The sequence below is a fragment of the Comamonas odontotermitis genome (assembly GCF_014207855.1).
GTDB lineage: Bacteria > Pseudomonadota > Gammaproteobacteria > Burkholderiales > Burkholderiaceae_C > Comamonas > Comamonas odontotermitis_A.
The window spans coordinates 1-19,428 of the sequence record NZ_JACHKZ010000047.1 but is presented as its reverse complement, the minus strand read 5'-3'; the positions used below and the strand labels follow the sequence as shown (position 1 = coordinate 19,428).

Genomic DNA, 19,428 nt, shown 5'->3' with positions numbered 1-19,428 from the left:
CGAGCTGGGCACGCCCCAAACGGTGGCCGTGGCATAACTACGTCTGGGGTTTGGGGAGACTCAGTCTCAAACCGATTTATGCAACAAAGCCATTCTGAAGGATGTAAAATCCCATCAAATACTGGTGAGAAAATATTTTTGAGATTTATTTCAAAAAAAGAGGGGTAACCTAAAGTTACCCCTCTTTTGCATTTTGCGAAGCTCCGCAGCGGGACACATTGGCCATCTGCTGGGCGGATACTCAGGTTGTTTTTGAGCAGGCTCACCACATGGGAAAGCCGATGTCAGCGACGCAGGCGATCGGCCCAGACTGGCGTTGCATTCAGGAAGATGCGCTTAATTGCCCCGCTTGCGTTGAAGGGCGGCCCAACCCAATGCAGCAAAAATCAGCGACAGCAGCATGGTGGCCAGGCTGTTCAACGATGGAACGGGGGCCGCGTCTTGTGGGCTGGCCTTGTCGTCGTCTTTGACGGTTACCTGGGCTGGCGCACCAGTGACGGTGTAGTCGGTTACGTTGCTGGGGGGCGCAATGGACAGTGTGGCGACCACATCGCCATCGCCCACCACTGTATTGGCAGTAGCGGTTATGGTGCAGGTGGTGGACGTCTGGCCGCCCGCAATGGTGATCAAGGCGGGGCAGGTGGATGCGTATCTTGGATTGCTTGGGGGCAAGCTCAGGTTCACATTCAAACCGGAAGCCCCAGCTGCGGTATTGGATGTGATGGTGCAAACAGATTGTTGGTTCGGGGAATCGAACAACTCCGTCGGTGTGCAAACAAGGCTGACCACTGGTGGAGGTGGCGTGTACGAGCAGCTGAGATCGGCCAGTGCCTCGGTATTAAGTTGACCGGCGGCTGTGCTGAATTGTGCTGGTGGCGTAATTCGATTCGTAACTGTCGGGGTCGCCGTGCAGGCGGAAATACCCGTCGCATCGCCTGGCCATTCCACCGCGGCAGATATCTGGCAGCCAGCCACCGGCAGCGTGGCCCCGGTCAGGGTGAGCGAGCTGGAGCCGGCCGTGGCAGTCAATGTGCCGCCGGTGCAGGTATGCGAGGCGCTTACGAGCTTGAGCGGCGCCGGCAATGCATCGCTGATGTTGACTGCGGGAATGGGGGCTCCCAAGCCTGGGTTCTTGATGGTGATTGTCAGCGTGGTCTGCCCGCCGGGGGTGACTGCCGAAGGCGCAAAGGCTTTGCTGACGCTGGGGGCGTCTGCCATGTAGATATCGGTACCAGAGAAGTCCGCGTTTCCTGATCCATAAGCGGTTACCGTAATCTCCCGCACGTAGGGCGGCAGGGTGATGTAGCCACCGTTACTCTGGATGTTCTGGTTGGCAGCCCCAGGGGTGGTCGCACGCAGGATGCTGGTGGGCGCTGCGAACCATGTATACGCGGGAACCTGCGTGTACGGAGCTGCGCCCGTTGGATTGTTTGTCCGGGGGAAGCTGGCCACATTGCTCAAATCGCAAGGCTCGATGACCTGCGTTGAAGGATTGAGGCATTTGGCACTGATGTCGCGATAGGTGGAGGCGCGCTGATCGTAGAACGCGATGCGCGTGGGTACGGCGGTGCTCGATGGCGTAAAAACGGTGGTGATCCCGCTCCCTGGCGAGGTCACAAATGCGGTATGCCCTGCGGGGACCGAAAAGCCGCCGCCGCCTGCAGGGCTCACAGACATCGTTCCCAAACCGCTCGCAGAGGTATACAAGGGCAGATTGTTGGGCTGCCCTGCGAAATCCATGATGACCTCATTCTCCACCGCATGGGAATAGTTGGCCACGGCAGCTGAGGCAAGTGCGAAGCCGAGCCAGCGAAGTTTCTTCATCATAGTTTTTTCATTAGTGAGTGGTTACATTGATAGTGGTCAATGCAATTTTGTTCGTAAACCCTCGCAATGCAGCACGGCCTTATTCAGGTTGACAGTGTTTGGCAAAGTGTGGCTTGGCATGCAATGGGATATGCAGCGGTTCAAGGGAGAGGCGATCTCCTTCACTGCATAGCTGTACAGGCTTGAATGCCTGGCGGGCCTGGCATGGATGAAGGTGTGTAGCGGGCCACAGGCTGCTCGCGCATAATTCCCTGCATAACTACCGATGCAAAGGAAAGCCCGTGTCAAAAATAGCCATGGCTGTGTTGGGATTGCTGGTCTCGATGGGAGGGGGGGCCGGCAATGCCTGGGCCATCAACAAGTGTGTGGATGCCAATGGGCGCACCAGTTTTCAGGATGAGCCGTGTGCTGCCGGGCAAAAGGCGCAGGAGGTGGTGGTGACGCCATCAAGCCGGGGTGTCAATCCCGCCGAGGGCAGCAAGCCATCTGCGCCTCGATCTCCCTCCGCGTCTGGCGCATCAGGGGCGTCTGCTCCGGCTGCGCAGGCGGGGACGGGGGCGGAGCGTCCCAGCGATTGCCCCAGTGCACAAGAGATGCAGAGGCTGCAGGTGGAGGCTGAGTCCGTCGCCCTGCCGCTACCCATTCGCAACCAGAAGCGGCAGGATTTTGAAGCGCTCAAGCAGCGCTGCGGCTAAAGGGGCGAAGAGGGTGAGGGTGGTGCAAGCAATTGCACCACGGTGGCCGCAGGCATGGCCCGGCCAAACAGGTAGCCTTGGCCGATGCGGCAACCCGCAGTGATGAGGGCCATGCGCTGCTCCTGGGTTTCGATGCCCTCGGCCACGATATCGAGTGACAGATCGGTACCTAATTGGCACATGGCCTTGACGATGGCCAGAATGGCACGCTCATGGGTCATGCGCTGGACAAAGCTCATGTCGATCTTCAGGCAGTCGACGGGGTAGTCGCGCAAATCGGTGAAGGACGAATGCCCGGTGCCGAAGTCATCGAGTGCGATGCGTACCCCTGCATTTTTTAGCATGGTCAGTGCGCGGGCGACCAGTTCGGCACCGCGGTCGCCGAGGATGTATTCGGTGATTTCGAGCTCCACCAGATGCGTTGGAATCTGGTGCTGGTGCAAGCGCTTGAGCATGCGCTCTGCGAAGTCGTCGCGCAGAAACTCGACCGGCGCAGCATTGATGGAAATGGGCGGTACCGCGATGCCGAGCGACAGCCACTGTGCAATGTCGGCAAACACCCGCGTTTGCATGGCGTCACTGATCTTGGTTGCAAGCTCATAGTCCTTGAATGCCTCTGCCACAGTGTGCGGCAGTTGCACGCTGCCTTCGGGCGGTTGCCAGCGCAGCAGGGCTTCAAATCCGACGATTTCACCCGTGTCGATATGGACCTTGGGCTGGTAGTAGGGCTGGACGAGGTGGTTGCGTACGATTTCCCGGGCCTGGTTGACCTGCGAAGCGGCGCGCATCGTCGCCTCGTGCATTTCCTTGCTGAACAGGCGCACACCACCGCGTCCAATGGCCTTCATGTCATTCAACGCCGTGTCGGCGCATTTGAGCAGGCCTGACGTATCGCGCGCGTCGCGGGGGTAGAGCGCGCAGCCGATGCTCATGCCGCCGTTGATGGGTTGGCCGGCATAGTTGATGGGCGCATTGATCTGCTGGCGCACGATTTCGGCCAGGGTCAGCAGATCGGTGTCGTCCGCAATATGGCGGATTGCTATTGCGAATTCATCGCCACCCAGGCGTGCAAGTACCGAGCCGGGCGGAAGCAGTGCCGACAGCCGGCGTGAGAGCACGCGCAGCAAATGGTCTCCTGCCACATGGCCCAGGGTATCGTTGATGTACTTGAAGTGGTCCAGATCCAGCAGCATGATGCCAAACTGCTGGTCGTGCTCGCGTGCATGTTTGATGATTTGCTGCACCTTGGCCTTGAAGACCCGGCGATTGGGCAGGCCGGTCAGGTCGTCTTGCTCATTGGCTTCACGCATGTGCAGCGTCGTCTCGCGCTGCAAGGTCACATCGCGTGATACGCAGAGAATGGCCGTGACGCTGCCATCGGGCGCCTTGATGGGGGTAAGCACATTATCCCAATACTGCGGCTTTTGGCCCGGAATCTGGCTGATGCCCTCAAAGCGCGCATTTTTGCCTGCCATGGTCTGCCGCAACGCGCGCTTGCCACGCGGGCGGATTTCCGGCGGGAGCAGCCCGAGCCATTGCATGCCGAAGCCCGAATCCGGTGCAACGCCCAGCGCATCGCAGCCGGATTTGTTCATGTGGGCCAGCGAGCCATCGGGGCGGATGACCTTGATGCAATCCATGCTGACATCCAGCATCTGTGACTGGGCCAGCACCTCCGCCTGGAGCAGATGAGATCGGTCAAATTGATCCTGAATGTCGACCGCATTGACCAGCCATGCAGACTCACCGCCTTCCAGGGCGATAGGGTAGGCCAGGATGCGACACCAGCGATAAGCCCCTGAATGGTGGTGCAGGCGCGCATCGCATTCCAGATGCCCACAGGCGCCTGCATGGGGTTGGCGCTGACTCAGCCATTGCTGCTGTATGGCATCTCGCTCCTGAGGGTGGGCCTGCGCGGTCCAGTCGCTGGCAAGCTCTGTCTGTGCCAGGGCTCCCCATCGTTGCCAGGCCGGATTCCAGTAGGGCGCCCGATCATCGCTGCCTTGTATCCAGGTGAGTTGTGGCATGCAATCTGCCATGGCCTGCAGCTGGGTGGGCGTGAGAGTGGCTGTTGCATTACCTGGGGTGCAGGCCGCGGCAGCAGCAGACGGGTGCTGTGGGCGATGCAGATAGTGCAGAGGATTTGTCACGAAGGAAGGCCGGTGGGTGGCGCACGGCAAGGCTACGCCTTTGATTTTGTTAAAAAGAGTATAACCATTCCTTTTTCCTATAGCCGTTGAAAAGAGCGACAGATTGCTGCCGTTTGTGAATGGGATACGCTTGTGCTTACATTGCAGTTACTGGAACGATAGGCAAAATGGTATCGGTCCCAGAGAGAAGATAAACTAATTTGACAATTTAAATAATCTATTATTTTTATAATTAAATATAGATTTTTTATAAATAACGAGAGGCGAAGCGCCAACAGGAAATGCGCAAATACGGGTCTCGTTTACAAAACCATGAGGTCGCAGCTGCGGGAGAGCGCTGTTGCAGACTTTTATCAGGGTAAGTGCTGCAGCGCAATAAGGTGCATGCCTCACTACAATCAAAGGAACGGCACTGCGGTGCCAGTCATGTTGGTGCGGCATGCATCAGCACGTTGTTCAGGCCAGAAAGAGACAGGAGATCCGCGTGTCGGAAAACACCCCAGGAATTGCAGCCGCTTCCGAGCGCGTCATCAAGAAGTATCCCAACCGTCGTCTGTATGACACCCAGACCTCTGCCTACATCACCCTGGCAGAGGTGAAAGGTCTGGTCATGCAGAATGAGCCGATTGTCGTCAAGGACGCAAAAACTGGCGAAGACCTCACGCGCAGCATCTTGCTACAGATCATTCTGGAAGAAGAGGCGGGCGGCGCGCCCATGTTCACCGAAGCGATGCTGGCCAACATCATCCGTTTTTATGGCCATGCGATGCAGGGCTTCATGGGCTCGTACCTGGAGCGCAATGTGCAGATGTTTACCGAGATGCAATCGCGCTTTGCCGATCAGATGAAGGGCGCAGCGCCCGAGGCGTGGCGCAGCTTCATGGGCATGCAGGATATGTCGGCTGCTGCAGGCAATTACCAGGCGCAGTCGCAGCAGTTCTTTCAGCAGATGCAGGAGCAGATGCAAAAGCAGACCGAGCAGATGCTGGCAGCCTTTGGCGTCAAGCGATCCTGATTGCATCTGGCGGGGCTGGCGTTTTCCGCCTGTGCCATATGATGCCTGGAAGCTTCTAAACTGATAGCTAAGCCCGCACGTGCAATAAGCGCTGGCGGGCTTTTTATGATTTCTGAGCTGGGCTGCGGGCCGGGCGGCACGTTGCGCACAAACCCTTGCGCAGCGGGCTTTCACGCAAAACTGCGAAAATACCCGCCCTATGACCGAAACCATCACCCCCGCGAATTCCGTCCCTGACACAGCCAAGGTCCCCAAAGTGGGCTTTGTGTCGCTGGGCTGCCCCAAGGCGCTGACCGACAGTGAATTGATCCTGACGCAATTGAGCGCAGAGGGCTACCAGACTTCCAAGACCTTTGAGGGCGCGGATCTGGTGATCGTGAATACCTGCGGCTTCATCGACGACGCTGTCAAGGAGAGCCTGGACACGATTGGCGAAGCACTGGCCGAGAATGGCAAGGTGATCGTGACCGGCTGCCTTGGCGCCAAGATGGGTGAGAACGGCGGCAACATGGTCAAGCAGATGCACCCCAGCGTGCTGGCAGTGACGGGGCCGCACGCCACGCAGGAGGTGATGGATGCCGTGCACACCAACCTGCCCAAGCCGCATGATCCTTTCATTGATCTGGTGCCGGGCAGCTTTGGTGAAGCGGGCATCAAGCTCACGCCCAAGCACTACGCCTACCTCAAGATCAGCGAGGGTTGCAACCACCGCTGTACTTTCTGCATCATCCCGTCGATGCGGGGCGATCTGGTCAGCCGCCCGATCGGCGATGTGCTCAAGGAAGCCAAGGCGCTGTTTGAAGGTGGTGTGAAAGAGTTGCTGGTGATCAGCCAGGATACTTCGGCCTATGGCGTGGATGTGAAATACCGCACGGGCTTCTGGGACGGTAAACCTGTCAAGACCCGCATGCTGGAGCTGGTGCAGACGCTTGGTGAGCTGGCCAAGCCCTATGGCGCCTGGGTGCGCTTGCACTATGTCTATCCCTACCCAACCGTGGATGCCATCCTGCCTCTGATGGCGCAAGGCCTGGTGCTTCCGTACCTGGATGTGCCGCTGCAGCACAGCCACCCCGATGTATTGAAGCGCATGAAGCGCCCTGCCAGCGGCGAAAAGAACCTGGAGCGGATCAAGGAATGGCGCAAGATCTGCCCTGAGCTGGTGATTCGCTCCACCTTCATTGCAGGCTTTCCGGGCGAGACCGAAGAGGAGTTCGAGCATCTGCTGGACTTCATCCGCGAGGCCGAGATTGACCGCGCTGGCTGCTTTGCATACAGCCCGGTAGAAGGTGCAACTGCCAACGACCTGCCGGGCATGCTGCCGCAGGAGGTGCGTGAGGCGCGTCGTGCCCGTTTCATGGAGGTGGCTGAAGAAGTGTCTGCCAAACGCCTGGAGCGCCGTGTCGGCCAGACCATGCAGGTGCTGGTGGACAAGTCCATTGGTCTGGGCAAGAAAGGCGGCGTGGCCCGCACCTATGCCGATGCACCTGAAATCGATGGCGTGGTTCACCTGATGCCACCAGAGAAGGCCAGCAAGACCTACAAGGTGGGCGAGCTGATCAAGGTGCGTATCCTGCGCAGCCAGGGGCATGACCTGGTGGGCATCCCTGTCTAACTGTCTGATCCTGATCGGCGCTTAAATACTATAAAAATAATAGCTGCTGGCGTGCGTTCAATGCGCGCCAGCAGCTTTTTTGTTTGAAAAATGCTGTTTGATCGTGCCGCAGGAAAGGGGCTCAGACTACCTGCAGGCCAGCGAGTTCGGGATAGTCCACCGGGTATGTGGGCTGCATGTCCAACAGCGTGTGGTTGAGCAGGGTGCTCACCATCAGGTTGCGGTGCAGCTTGTCGTCAGCCGGAATGATGTACCAGGGCGCATGCGCGGTCGAGGTTGCCTCCAGCAGGTCTTCGTAAGCCTGCTGGTAGTCGTCCCACTGCTTGCGTACGTCTAGATCGCCCAGGCTGAACTTCCAGCGCTTTTCGGGGGTATCGATGCGCTCCTGCAGGCGCTTGCGCTGCTCGTCCTTGCTGATGTGCAGCATGCACTTGAGAACGGTGGTGCCGTTCTCGGTCAGCAGGCGCTCAAAATCGTTGATCTGCGCATAGCGCTGTCGTGTCGTGTCCCTGCCGATCCACTGGTTGACGACGGGCACCAGCACGTCTTCGTAATGGCTGCGGTTCCACACCCCGATTTCGCCCTTGGCCGGCACCATGGCATGGCAGCGCCACAGGTAGTCGTGGGCCAGCTCTTCCTTGGAGGGCGCCTTGAAGGTGACCAGCCGCACGCCCAGCGGGCTGGTGTATTTGAACACGCCGCGTACCGTACCGTCCTTGCCCGAGGCGTCCATGCCCTGCAGTACCAGCAGGATGGAACGCTTGCCCTCTGCCTGCAGCGGGCGCGCCAAGCGGGCCAGTTGTTGGTTCAGCGCTTTGAGGTCTTTCTCCTGGGCTTTGATGCTGTCGTGCGCAAACGGTGTTGCTGCGGGATCGTAATCGGCCAGTTTGACCCTGCCTTTGGTGGGAACGCGGTATTTCTTGGTATCGGGCATAAGTGTGTATCAGCGCAGCAAGTGCAAGCTGCCTATGATTTCAGTTTTCTCGCAGGCTGTCACCGCTTGGGTGTGCACATGTTGCAACGGCGAATCACGCCCGCCCTATGCCCTATCAACGTAGTGTTGTCGTGGCCTGGGCTGCAAGCAGGGGCTTACACCATTTTGCGGATGGGCCGCTTCTTCCAGACTGCCTTGTAGTACCAGGTCTGCAGCCCGAGGGTGATGCTGTAGGAGAGCGGAAACGCCATCCAGATGCCGATCAGGCCAAAGCGTTGGCTCAGCAGCCAGGCCAGAGGCAATTCAAGCACGGTCAGCACGGCAATGGTGATGGCGGTGGGAACCACCACATCGCCGCTGGCACGCATCAGTGCCGACAGCGATGCAAAAGCGCCAAACAGCAGGCCGCTCCAGAGCACGATGTACAGCAATTCGACGGCCACATGCAGCACCTGCTCGTCGGTAATGAAGATGCGCAGAAGCGGCCGGGCGAACACCGAGCCCACGAGCGCAGTAGCGCCGCCCAGAGCCAGATTGATGGTGAGGGCAGTGCGCGCGATGGCTGGCAGGCGCTCACTATGGCCTGCGCCGATGGCTTGCGCGCCCAGGATGGATGCGGTGATCGCAATCGAGATCAGGGGAAACTGGGCAAAGGAATTGATCTGATTGACGGCGCCATACGCGGCCGTGGCGCTGGAGCCAAAGCCATTGATCAGGGACATCACCACCAGACCCGCAAGCGATGTGGCAATCATCAGCACACCGGTGGGAATGCCAACGCGCAGCACGCCTTTGAGAAGCACTGTATCAATGCGCATGGCCCTGAGGAGCGCGCGGCCCGGTGCGAGTGCGCTGCCCTGGTGGCGCAGGTGCACACCCAGCCAGACCAGGGCGATGCTGAAGCCCAGGATCATCGATACCCCCGCACTGGCCACGCCCAGCTGGGGCAGGCCCCACCAGCCTGCAATCAGTGCGGGTGTGCTGACAAGGCCGATGGCGGTGGACAGAATCAGCGACCACATCGGCGTGAGCGTATCGCCTACGCCGCGCAGCAGCGAGGTGGCCAGCAGGAACACAAACAAACCGGGCATGCCCAGGAGCACGATGCGGGAGTAAATGGTCGCTTGCTCCAGAATGTCTGCCGGTGTGCCCAGCAGCTGCATGATGGGGCGCGTAAACAGTCCGCCAAACACGGCTACCACGGCGCCAAAGATCAGGCCTACGAGCAAGGTGGTACCGGCAATGGCGCGCACCTTGTCCAGCTGGCGCGCGCCCCAGGCCTGCCCGATCAGCACCGAAGCCCCGGCGCCCAGGCCAATGACAAAGGCAATGAACACGAACATTACCGGGAAGAACGCCGCAACTGCTGCCAGCGCCTTGAACCCCATCATCTGGCCCAGAAACATGCTGTTGAGCGTGCCCGAGAGCGACTGCAGAATGTTCGACAGAATCATGGGCCCCAGAAAGACCATGAACACTTTCCACAGCGGGCGCTGTTGTGGAGTTGGGCCTTGCTGCTGCGGGGTAGGTGCAGCAGCAGGCACGCGAGAAGTGGATGCTTGCATATGTTGTAGTGGTTGTAGAGGGCAAGTGGGAGAAGAAGGAGGGCTGCAGGCTGGGCGTTATCGCGTGCGGCATGAGCCAGGAGGCCCGTGCCTGGTGCCCACCACTGGATTGGTGATGACCGGGTGGCGTAGATCAACCCGTCCAGACGGCGCGGCTGAGCTGGTGGAGATAGGCCTGCACGTCATCCGGCCAGCCCTGGGTCTGCAGTTGGAAGGCCGATTCCTTTCGGGCAAACAGTGCCCGGCAGGCTTCTTCAAAGCCGGGCTGGTCTCCAGCCATTTCCTGCATGAACTGGTAGGTGGCTTCTGTTGCGGCGCGGCGGGCATCCTGCTCTGCGTGGGCATTGCGGGCGTCTTCAATCAGGCGGCGCAAGGCAGCTGAGGCGCCGCCAGGCTGGCGGCCCAGCCATTCCCAGTGGCGCGGCAGCAGGGTGACTTCCCGTGATACCACGCCCAGTTTGGGGCGGCCAACCGCGCGTGATCGGGTCTGGGTGGCGCTGCGGCTGTCGCCGGCAGTTGCCGATGGGGTATTGGCTGCGGAGCTTGGCGACAGGGAGGATGGATGCTCTGCCAGTTCGGCACGCCAATTCAAATCCAGCCGCAAACCAGTGGCATCGTCAAATACCCATGGCGCAGGTGTGCTGCCTTGCGGATGCAGTTCGTCGTGGTTCTGCAGATAGCGCAACACGCTCAGCCGGTCTGCCTGCAGTACGCGATGCGTGCCTTGAAAAATGGTCAGCCGCGTAGCGGCTTGGTCGTGGCCCATGGTGAATCCAGAATTTCGATCAATATGGAGCGAGATTCTACCGGGGCAAAAATAAATGTGTATTTTAAAGGGGTAAAAATATGTTTCTGGTTTGGAATGGAGGCAATGGACGCAAAAAAGCCTCCAGGTCGATGACCGGAGGCTTGGTAAGGTGTTGATCTGCAGGGCTGGCGCCGGGCCAGCGCCGCATTACACGCGCTTGCGGTATTCGCCGGTGCGGGTGTCGATTTCGATCTTGTCTTCCTGGCTCACGAACAGTGGCACGGCCACTTCAAAGCCGGTGGCGATCTTGGCAGGCTTGAGCACCTTGCCGGAGGTATCGCCCTTCACGGCTGGCTCGGTCCAGGTGATTTCGCGCACGATGGTGGTGGGCAGTTCCACCGAGATGGCCTTGCCGTCGTAGAACACGACTTCAGCTTCCATGCCGTCTTCCAGGTAGTTCAGCGCGTCAGCCATGTTTTCGGCTTCCACTTCGTACTGGTTGAACTCGGGGTCCATCCACACATACATGGGGTCTGCGAAGTACGAGTAGGTGCAATCCTTCTTGTCCAGGATCACGTTGTCGATCTTGTCGTCGGCCTTGAACACGTTTTCCGTGCCGAAGTTGCCGATCAGGCTCTTGAGCTTCATGCGCACGGTAGCAGCACCACGGCCGCCGCGAGCGTATTCGGTCTTCAGGACGATCATCGGGTCTTTGCCGAACATGATCACGTTGCCGGCGCGGATTTCTTGAGCGATTTTCATAGCAGTATTTGCCTGTGTTGGGGCCGCTCAAACGGCTACGGGCGGCAAATGATGCAGTGGACGAAGGCACTGCCTGTGCTGCGCCGTAGCATGTTCCGCGGCGTTGAGCGCATCCGTTGGGCCGATTGGCGATCCAAAGGCGGAAAAGCGCAAAGACTTCGATTCTAACCTTTTTCGCCCGCAAACGCCATGAGCTGTTGGGCAAGGCTCGCCTGCCCCAGCAACCTGTGGCGTGCAGCCTGCACGCACTGCGACCATGCATCAAGCACGGCCGCGTCGGGTGCTTGCCACTGCAAGGTGTCATCTGCGGCGGAGATGCCGTTCCACACTGCGTGGGCCAGCCGCAGGCTGGCCGGGGCGTTCAGCCAATCCAGGAAAGCTGCCAGCTTGGCGTGGTGGGCGTTGTCATCCTGCGGATAGATCTGCCAGATGAAGGGCTTGCCTGCCCAGATGGCACGCACGAGGGAGTCTTCGCCGCGGACAAAGTTCAGGTCGCTGGCCCACAGCATCTCGTCAAACTGCTGTTGGGTGCCGGTGGGCAGGTAGTGGACATTGGAGGCGGTCGCCGCCTCGGGCGTTGCCTGCACCAGCGCTGTGGGGCGCCCGGGCGTGACCAGCCACTGCGCATGGCTTGCGCTGGCAGCAAATACCTGCGCGAAAGCGGCAGGTTCATAGCAGAACAGCGAAAAAACGACGTCACTGACCTGCAGACCATGGCGGGCACGCCAGGCAGAGCGGTCAAATGCGGCCTGGCGTTTTGCCAGGTCTGCTTCGCGCAGCAGGCCACCGGTTTTGGGGGTGAATCCAGGGTAGAAGAACCAACGCGTGAGCCCCGCGGCAGGCCCGCTCATCAGGCGAGAGGGCAGGCGGTGGCAGCGTTCCACATAATCTTGCGCAGAAAGGTATTCCAGATTGATCCAGACTGGCGTGCGAGGTTTGTCTTGCGCCTTACTTGCAATGGCCTGCTGAAAGGCCTGAGGGATTTCGCAGCCAAAGGCCTCGATCACTACGTCGCCCGGGCCATCTGCCGGGGCCAGCAGGGGCCACGGCAATACCTGCACCTGGCGCGCGCCGTGTGGCGCCATCCAGGCCAGGGCGCTGGCATCGTCCACCCACAGGCGCACCTGGCAGCCGCGTTGCGCCAGATCGGCGGCCAGCCGCCAGCACACGCCGATGTCGCCAAAATTGTCGATCACCTGGCAAAAGATATCCCAGACGGGGCGAGGGGTGGAGGGGGCGTCATGCATCAGGAGGGCGATGATAGTGCAGTCTCCATGAACACTCGTGCCGCCACTGCGCTGGGCGACAATGTTGCTCAGCCATGAAAGACGGAGGCATGCCCATGGATACGAACACTGCAAATCTTCTTCAACAGGATCCCGGCCCTGCGGCGCTGCAGGGTATCAAGGTCGTGGAGATGGGGCAATTGATTGCCGGGCCGTTCTGTGGCAAGACCCTGGGCGAATTTGGTGCCGAGGTGATCAAGATCGAAGCCACAGGCACGGGCGATCCGCTGCGCAACTGGCGGTTGCTGCAGAACGGCACCTCCGTCTGGTGGCAGGTGCAGTCGCGCAACAAGAAGTCGGTCGCGCTCGATCTGCGGCAGCAAGAGGCGCAGGACATCGCCCGCCGCCTTATTGCCGAGGCCGATGTGCTGGTGGAGAACTTTCGCCCCGGCACGCTGGAGGCCTGGGGCATGTCGCCCCAGGAGCTGCATGCGATCAATCCAGGGTTGGTGATGCTGCGTATCTCGGGCTACGGCCAGAGTGGCCCGTACCGCGATCTGCCCGGCTTTGGCGTGATTGGTGAAGCCATGGGCGGCCTGCGCCATCTGACGGCCGAGCCCGGTCGCGTGCCGGTGCGGGTAGGGGTGTCGATTGGCGATACCCTGGCGGCGCTGCATGGCGTGATTGGTGTAATGATGGCGCTCTACCACCGCAAGGTGAACGGGGGAGCCGGCCAGGTGATCGATGTGGCCCTGCATGAAGCGGTCTTCAACGTGATGGAAAGCCTGATCCCCGAATACAGCGCCTTTGGTGTCGTGCGCGAAGCCGCAGGTAGCGCGCTGCCTGGCATTGCGCCTTCCAACGCCTATCCCTGCCAGGACGGCTGGGTACTGGTGGCTGGCAATGGCGACAGCATATTCAAACGGCTGATGGACACCATAGGCCGCCCCGATCTGGGCAATGCACCAGACCTGGCAGGCAACGCAGGGCGCGTGGCGCGGGTGCAGGAGATCGATGCCGCCATCGGCGCCTGGACGGCCGAGCGCGGTATTGCCCAGGTGATGGATGCGCTGGCTGCTGCCCGCGTACCCGCAGGCAAGGTCTATACCGCCAAGGACATTGCGGAAGACCCGCATTACCGCGCGCGCCAGATGATTCTGCAGCAGCACACCCGCGATGGCCACACGCTCGAAGTGCCGGGCATCGTGCCCAAGCTCAGCGGTACACCGGGAACGGTGCGCAGCAGCGCGCCGCACCTGGGTGACGATACCGATGCGGTGCTGCAATCCATGGGGCTGGATGCGCAGCAGATTGCGGCACTGCGCGAGCGTGGCATCGTCCAGTAAACTGCAGTTGGGATGAAAATTGATGGATGGCGCTTGATTGATTAGCGTCTAAAGCTATCAAAATCATAGTTTTCCGGCTGCCGCCAGGGTACGCCACGGCATAGCACAATAGTGCCATGTCCAGTCCCGTGCATTCTTCCGAACTTCTGGCCCAGGTGGCCGCGCTGCCAGCGTTGCCCGGCGTATACCGCTACTTTGACGCCAGCGATGCCCTGCTGTATGTGGGCAAGGCCATCAATCTGAAGCGCCGTGTATCCAGCTATTTTCAGAAGGACCACGGCGGCACCCGGATCGGCCACATGGTCAGCAAGATCGTCCGGATGGAAACCACGGTGGTGCGCTCGGAAGCCGAGGCGCTGCTGCTGGAAAACAACCTGATCAAGACGCTCAATCCCAAGTACAACATTCTCTTTCGGGACGACAAAAGCTACCCTTATCTGAAGATCACCGGCATCTCCATCCATGATGGCAACCTGAAGGCGCCCCCCAGCCAGGCCTATCCGCGCATTGCCTATTACCGTGGCTCCACCGACAAGAAGCACCGCTACTTTGGCCCCTATCCCAATGCCTGGGCGGTCAAGGAAACGATCCTGCTGCTGCAGAAAGTCTTTCGCCTGCGCACCTGCGAAGACAGCGTTTTCACCAACCGCACGCGGCCATGCCTGCTCTACCAGATCAAGCGCTGCAGTGCTCCTTGCGTGGAGCACATCGGACCAGAGGACTATGCTGCAGATGTGGCGCATGCCGAAGCCATGCTACGTGGCGAAGCGGACGCACTGCTCAAGACGCTGGAAGCGCGCATGATGGCGCATTCGGACAAGCTGGAGTTTGAGCAGGCGGCCGAAATTCGCAACCAGATCAAGGCATTGGCCAGTGTGCTGCACCAGCAGAGCGTGGAGACCACCGACGACCGGGATGTGGACATCCTGGCCGTCAAGGTGCAAGGCGGTAAAGCCTGCGTCAACCTGGCTATGGTGCGTGGCGGACGGCACCTGGGCGATCGCGCCTATTTTCCGGTGCATGTCGAGGACAGCACCGCCATCGCACAGGCTGATCTTGAAGAAAATAATAGCAATCAGCGCTCTCCTGATGGTCGCAGCCAGCCGGTAAAGCATGTGGAGTCGCGCGTACTGGAAGCCTTTGTGGCGCAGCACTACCTGCAGGTGGCGCCGCCGCCGGTGCTTGTGGTGAGTGATCCGGTCGACACCTCGCTGCTGCGGGCACTGTCAGAGCAGGTGGGACAGCGCATAGCCGCGGTCTCGCAGCCGCGCGAGGAGCGCCGCGTATGGCTGGAGATGGCCGAGAAGAATGCGCAGCTGCAGCTGGCGCGCCTGCTCGCCGAAGAAGGCTCCCAGCAGGCGCGCACGCGTGCGCTGGTCGATGCGCTGGATCTCCCCCAGGACGACATCGACCAGCTGACCATCGAGTGCTTCGACATATCGCACACCGCAGGCGAAAACACGCAGGCCTCATGCGTGGTGTTTCACCACCACAAAATGCAGAGCAGCGAATACCGGCGCTACAAGATCGAGGGTATTACTGGTGGCGACGACTACGCCGCCATGCGCCAGGTGCTCACCCGCCGCTACAGCAAGGTCGCGGAGGCGCAGCGCGATGCAGGTGGTGCGGAAGTCGCGCAGGGCAGTGCGAGGCTGCCCGATATCGTGCTGATCGACGGCGGCAAGGGCCAGGTGGGCGTGGCGCGCGAAGTGTTCACGGAACTCGGGCTTGATCTTTCTCGCATCGTGGGCGTGGAAAAGGGCGAGGGCCGCAAGGTGGGCCTGGAAGAGCTGGTGTTCTGCGATGGCCGCGACAAGGTCTATCTGGGCAAGGATTCGGCCGCGCTCATGCTGGTTGCGCAGATTCGCGATGAAGCGCACCGCTTTGCCATCACCGGCATGCGCGCAGCGCGTGCCAAGGTCCGCGTTGGCGGCAGCAGCCTTGAAGAAATACCGGGTGTGGGCCCCAAGAAGCGGGCGAGGCTACTGCAGCGCTTTGGTGGCGTACGCGGCGTAGAGGATGCCAGTGTGGATGACCTGATGACAGTGGAAGGCATCTCGGCAGCACTCGCAGAGGATATCTACAAAGCCCTGCATTGAGCGTTGGCGCGCATGGCAATGTGTCACAACAAGGGCCGTGCCGGCGGGCCATTGCATGCCACAATACATGCATGTTTTTCACCATCCCCACCATCATGACCTGGACGCGCATCGTCGCGATCCCGCTCATCATCGGCGTGTATTACTCGCCCCTGGACATGGCCACGAAGAATCTGTGGGCCAGCGTCATGTTCGTGGTGTTTGCCTTCACGGATTGGCTCGATGGTTTTCTCGCCCGCCGGCTCAACCAGACCTCGTCATTCGGGGCGTTTCTCGATCCGGTGGCCGACAAATTTCTGGTGTGTGCTTCGCTGCTGGTTCTCGTCTACCTGCAGCGCGCCGACGTGTTTGTGGCCCTCATCATCATCGGACGCGAAATCGCGATCTCGGCACTGCGCGAATGGATGGCACGCATCGGCGCCAGCAAGAGCGTGGCCGTACACATGATTGGCAAGATCAAGACCACGGTGCAGATGGTGGCCATTCCGTTCCTTCTCTACGACGGAAAGATTGGCCCCGTCGATACCGGCGTGTGGGGAACCTGGCTCATCTGGGCGGCTGCCGTACTGACCGTGTGGTCCATGGTCTACTATCTGCAAAAGGCATTGCCCGAGATCAAGGCTAGGGTTGATTCGTAGTGCAAGCGCTCCGGTTTGCGCTAGACTGCATCGCGTCTGGGCGAACCAATTGGCTTGCCAGGTGCGCTGGGCTTGACTCCATCAGGCACCAGCCAATCGATCAGGCTGAAAAAAAGTCATTTTTTTCGCGATCACCCAGAAAAATCCGTCTAGAATCCTTTCGTTGCCAAGGCACTGGGGTTGAGACAAAATGCTTTTTCCCAGTGGTGTTGTTTTTGCGATCTAAGGCTTTACGGGCCACGCCCTTACTGCCCATAATTTCAAGATACACACTTCCTTAACTCTCTTGATTTATAGAGGCTGCTTGTGAATAAAACTGAACTCATTGAGCACATTGCTAATAATGCTGACATTTCCAAGGCTGCCGCTGCTCGCGCGCTGGAGTCCACCATTGATGCAGTGAAGAAAACCTTGAAAAAAGGTGGTACAGTCTCTCTGGTAGGTTTTGGTACTTTTGCTGTTGGTAAGCGCGCAGCTCGTACGGGTCGTAATCCCCGCACTGGCGCAGCGATCAAGATCAAGGCTGCCAAGGTGCCTAAGTTCCGCCCCGGTAAAGCATTGAAAGATGCTCTGAACTAATTCAGGTTATCAGGTGGGGTGCTTAGCTCAGTTGGTAGAGCGGCGCCCTTACAAGGCGTAGGTCGGCGGTTCGACCCCGTCAGCACCCACCACTTAATAACCAGCAAAATCAACCCCTTAGAGTTATCTAAGGGGTTTTTTCTTTGTCTATTTACCCGCCAGAGGGTCAGCCCAGATCAGCCCATACCAGCCGAATTTGATTGCTTACCAACTTACCTAGGCGTAGACTCGCGGCCTGCAAACCAATCAATTCGGCAAGAGGCATGGCAGGAAAAAAGCAGTTCCCCAACGGTTCATGGCAGTATGTATTCAAGAAAAAGGGCGTGCTAGATAAACCCATCTACCTGACGTTCAGCACAGAGGCCGAGGGGGATGAGTATGCAGCGCGCCTTGATGCGCTCCTGTCCCGGGGCATCGTTCCGGCGGAGCACCAGCAGCAAGAGCGCGTGCTCACCATCGCAGAGTTGGTGCGAGAGTACGAGCGCGACGCGCACCCCTCGGCAAAGGATCGCGGAAACTTCGGCACGATCATCGACAAGCACGGCCAGGTGCCGTTGACGGAACTCAATGCTGCTTGGGTGGATGCATGGATCACTGAGATGAAGCGCCTCGATAAATTGGCGCCTGCAACAATACGGGCAAAGGTGGGGGCTCTGGCCAGATGTACAGATTGGGGCATGCGCAAAGGTTTGTTGACGATGCCCGATCACCCGTTGCGCACACTGCCCGATGGGTATTCGCAGTACACAAGTGCAGACAGTGCTATTGCCGGAGTGAGGCGGGAAGACATTGAGCGCGACCGTCGCCTGGAGCGCGGCGAGTATGAGCAGGTGCTCGCCAAAATCGAACAAGGCTTTCTTGATCGCAAGCAGCGGCCCTTTGCATTGGAGCCGAAATCTGCGTATCGCTGCTTGTTCGTCCTGGCTGTAGAGACCGCAATGCGGTTGCGTGAAATGTTCACCTTGACTGCAGAGCAGGTGGACCTGGGGCGGAAAACGGTATTTTTGGAGAAGACGAAGAACGGCAGCAAGCGTCAAGTGCCGTTGTCTAGTGTTGCGCGTGAAGTGCTGCAGGCGTACCTTACTGATGTCGGTTCGCTTGCGCCTGGTGCGCCGATTTTCCCGTGGTGGGATGGGGATACGAGCAGTCTGAATGCAGTGTCAGACAAGCTGTCGAGTGAATTTGCGGAAATTTTTGAGCAGGCAATATGTCCAGGCCTTCGCTTCCACGACTTGCGGCACGAGGCCACAAGCCGATTCTTCGAGCGTACCAAGCTCACAGATACGCAGATTATGAAAATCACTGGCCACAAATCGCAGCGCATGTTAATGCGTTACGCCAATTTGCGAGGCACTGACCTTGCTGACGCGCTTTGGTGATCGTGGCTTGCTCTTGCTTATCAGCCTGTCTGCAGTCTGCGCCATGATGGCTTTCTCGGCGTAATCCAGAACGTGCTTGGTCAGGAGGACGTAGGCTGAGCCGACGCGCGCAGCTGGCAAGTTGCCTGCGTTGATTAGGTCGCGCACAGTCTGAGGGTGAACTTTCAGGATCTCTGCAGCGCCTGCTATGTTGACGGTGGGTGAGGTCATTGTGTTTTTCCAAAAAAGAACCCCGCATCAAGAGCGGGGCTGGTTCCATTTGTCTTGCTCGCGCTCTTTCTTGGCGCGGCGGATTTGACGCCTAGTTGGTCTCATTGGGGGCTCCTCCCGCCAATACCCAGCAAACGGGCTTCTGGTCATCCATGGGCTTTACCTTGCCTTCGGACTGCAATGCCAGCAGCTTCTGACGGATGAATGCTGAATGCTGGTTTCGGTTGTTGCCTCGCATGGGCTTGCACTGTCTGGCAATGTCGCCGGTGGCCCAGCCCCCTGGGCCGTCCAGCGCAGCGAGGATTTGGGTTTCGTAGCTGGGCTTCATCCCTCACCTCCATGCCTTCTCAACGATCTTGATGGCAGACCAGAAGGCGCCATAGATCAAAGCAACAACGAGGCCGATCATGGCTGCGAATGGAATGATGGCCACGGCAATAAAAATCACACCATAGACCGGCTCGTCATCCTTAATGGCCCCAAAGGCCACGCACAGAGCGATGAAGGCTGGGCATAGCCATAGCATCAGAAAAACTGCATCACTCATGCCTCACCTCCAGTGCCGCGAGCGCGGATGTGTATTGCTCCAGTTCTTCTATGAAAAACGGCCAGTGACCGTTTTCCGTGTAGTCACCGCCCAATA

The 19,428-nt window shown here is 59.3% G+C and carries 18 protein-coding genes and 1 tRNA gene; 9 read left to right on the top strand and 10 right to left on the bottom strand.

The genetic code is table 11. The features are described 5' to 3' along the window. Nucleotides 1-336: 336 nt before the first annotated feature. Complete coding sequence (locus HNP33_RS20150; protein WP_221452154.1) at nt 337-1,827, bottom strand: DUF11 domain-containing protein; 1,491 nt, start codon at nt 1,825-1,827, stop codon at nt 337-339. Nucleotides 1,828-2,108: 281 nt separating this feature from the next. Here HNP33_RS20150 and HNP33_RS20145 point away from each other — a divergent pair, with 281 nt between their 5' ends. After that, nucleotides 2,109-2,522 carry a DUF4124 domain-containing protein gene (locus HNP33_RS20145; protein ID WP_184711635.1) on the top strand — a complete coding sequence of 138 codons (414 nt, stop codon included), beginning with the start codon at nt 2,109-2,111 and terminating at the stop codon, nt 2,520-2,522. Here HNP33_RS20145 and HNP33_RS20140 read toward each other — a convergent pair. Continuing rightward, a complete protein-coding gene (locus HNP33_RS20140; protein ID WP_221452153.1) occupies nt 2,519-4,549 on the bottom strand; it encodes a putative bifunctional diguanylate cyclase/phosphodiesterase in 2,031 nt (676 codons plus the stop codon). The genes HNP33_RS20145 and HNP33_RS20140 overlap by 4 nt on opposite strands. A gap of 607 nt (nt 4,550-5,156) precedes the next feature. Here HNP33_RS20140 and phaR point away from each other — a divergent pair. Both phaR and rimO read left to right on the top strand, forming a co-directional pair. Next, nucleotides 5,157-5,687, top strand: a complete 531-nt coding sequence (gene phaR / locus HNP33_RS20135; protein WP_418903867.1) for a polyhydroxyalkanoate synthesis repressor PhaR — start codon at nt 5,157-5,159, stop codon at nt 5,685-5,687. 199 nt (nt 5,688-5,886) lie between these two features. Further along, nucleotides 5,887-7,299: a 30S ribosomal protein S12 methylthiotransferase RimO gene (gene rimO, locus HNP33_RS20130; protein ID WP_184711637.1), complete on the top strand. Its 1,413-nt coding sequence runs from the start codon at nt 5,887-5,889 to the stop codon at nt 7,297-7,299. A 121-nt stretch (nt 7,300-7,420) separates the two neighbouring features. Here rimO and HNP33_RS20125 read toward each other — a convergent pair whose 3' ends face one another. The 5 genes from HNP33_RS20125 to earP form a co-directional block, all read right to left on the bottom strand. Further along, nucleotides 7,421-8,233, bottom strand: coding sequence for a PPK2 family polyphosphate kinase (locus HNP33_RS20125; RefSeq protein ID WP_184711638.1), 813 nt, complete (start codon nt 8,231-8,233; stop codon nt 7,421-7,423). Nucleotides 8,234-8,388: 155 nt separating this feature from the next. Continuing rightward, nucleotides 8,389-9,798 (bottom strand): MATE family efflux transporter, encoded by a 1,410-nt coding sequence (locus HNP33_RS20120; RefSeq protein ID WP_221452152.1) that lies wholly within the window; start codon nt 9,796-9,798, stop codon nt 8,389-8,391. Nucleotides 9,799-9,931: 133 nt separating this feature from the next. Beyond that, complete coding sequence (locus HNP33_RS20115) at nt 9,932-10,564, bottom strand: DUF2239 family protein (protein WP_184711639.1); 633 nt, start codon at nt 10,562-10,564, stop codon at nt 9,932-9,934. Nucleotides 10,565-10,753: 189 nt separating this feature from the next. After that, the gene (gene efp / locus HNP33_RS20110) at nt 10,754-11,308 is read right to left on the bottom strand and encodes an elongation factor P (RefSeq protein ID WP_184711640.1); all 555 of its coding nucleotides are present in this window, start codon (nt 11,306-11,308) and stop codon (nt 10,754-10,756) included. A 164-nt stretch (nt 11,309-11,472) separates the two neighbouring features. Continuing rightward, on the bottom strand, nt 11,473-12,555 hold the full coding sequence (earP, locus tag HNP33_RS20105) for an elongation factor P maturation arginine rhamnosyltransferase EarP (protein ID WP_184711641.1): 1,083 nt from the start codon (nt 12,553-12,555) through the stop codon (nt 11,473-11,475). Between the two features lie 95 nt (nt 12,556-12,650). Here earP and HNP33_RS20100 point away from each other — a divergent pair, with 95 nt between their 5' ends. The 6 genes from HNP33_RS20100 (at nt 12,651) to HNP33_RS20075 (ending at nt 18,575) form a co-directional block, all read left to right on the top strand. Then, a complete protein-coding gene (locus HNP33_RS20100; protein WP_184711642.1) occupies nt 12,651-13,880 on the top strand; it encodes a CaiB/BaiF CoA transferase family protein in 1,230 nt (409 codons plus the stop codon). A 116-nt stretch (nt 13,881-13,996) separates the two neighbouring features. Continuing rightward, nucleotides 13,997-15,979, top strand: a complete 1,983-nt coding sequence (gene uvrC, locus HNP33_RS20095; RefSeq protein WP_184711643.1) for an excinuclease ABC subunit UvrC — start codon at nt 13,997-13,999, stop codon at nt 15,977-15,979. A 71-nt stretch (nt 15,980-16,050) separates the two neighbouring features. Continuing rightward, complete coding sequence (gene pgsA, locus HNP33_RS20090) at nt 16,051-16,617, top strand: CDP-diacylglycerol--glycerol-3-phosphate 3-phosphatidyltransferase (RefSeq protein WP_184711644.1); 567 nt, start codon at nt 16,051-16,053, stop codon at nt 16,615-16,617. Between the two features lie 306 nt (nt 16,618-16,923). After that, on the top strand, nt 16,924-17,196 hold the full coding sequence (locus HNP33_RS20085) for an HU family DNA-binding protein (protein WP_021026954.1): 273 nt from the start codon (nt 16,924-16,926) through the stop codon (nt 17,194-17,196). A 16-nt stretch (nt 17,197-17,212) separates the two neighbouring features. Beyond that, nucleotides 17,213-17,288, top strand: a tRNA-Val gene (locus HNP33_RS20080). A 171-nt stretch (nt 17,289-17,459) separates the two neighbouring features. Next, complete coding sequence (locus HNP33_RS20075) at nt 17,460-18,575, top strand: site-specific integrase (protein WP_184711645.1); 1,116 nt, start codon at nt 17,460-17,462, stop codon at nt 18,573-18,575. Here the strand turns inward: HNP33_RS20075 and HNP33_RS20070 are convergent. The 3 genes from HNP33_RS20070 to HNP33_RS20060 all read right to left on the bottom strand — a co-directional run bounded on the left by HNP33_RS20070 (nt 18,522) and on the right by HNP33_RS20060 (nt 19,332). Further along, entirely contained in the window at nt 18,522-18,785 is a 264-nt protein-coding gene (locus HNP33_RS20070; protein WP_184711646.1) for a helix-turn-helix domain-containing protein, read from the bottom strand. The genes HNP33_RS20075 and HNP33_RS20070 overlap by 54 nt on opposite strands. Nucleotides 18,786-18,876: 91 nt before the next feature. After that, nucleotides 18,877-19,113 carry a hypothetical protein gene (locus HNP33_RS20065; protein ID WP_184711647.1) on the bottom strand — a complete coding sequence of 79 codons (237 nt, stop codon included), beginning with the start codon at nt 19,111-19,113 and terminating at the stop codon, nt 18,877-18,879. Between the two features lie 3 nt (nt 19,114-19,116). Continuing rightward, nucleotides 19,117-19,332: a hypothetical protein gene (locus tag HNP33_RS20060; RefSeq protein ID WP_184711648.1), complete on the bottom strand. Its 216-nt coding sequence runs from the start codon at nt 19,330-19,332 to the stop codon at nt 19,117-19,119. Nucleotides 19,333-19,428: the final 96 nt, after the last annotated feature.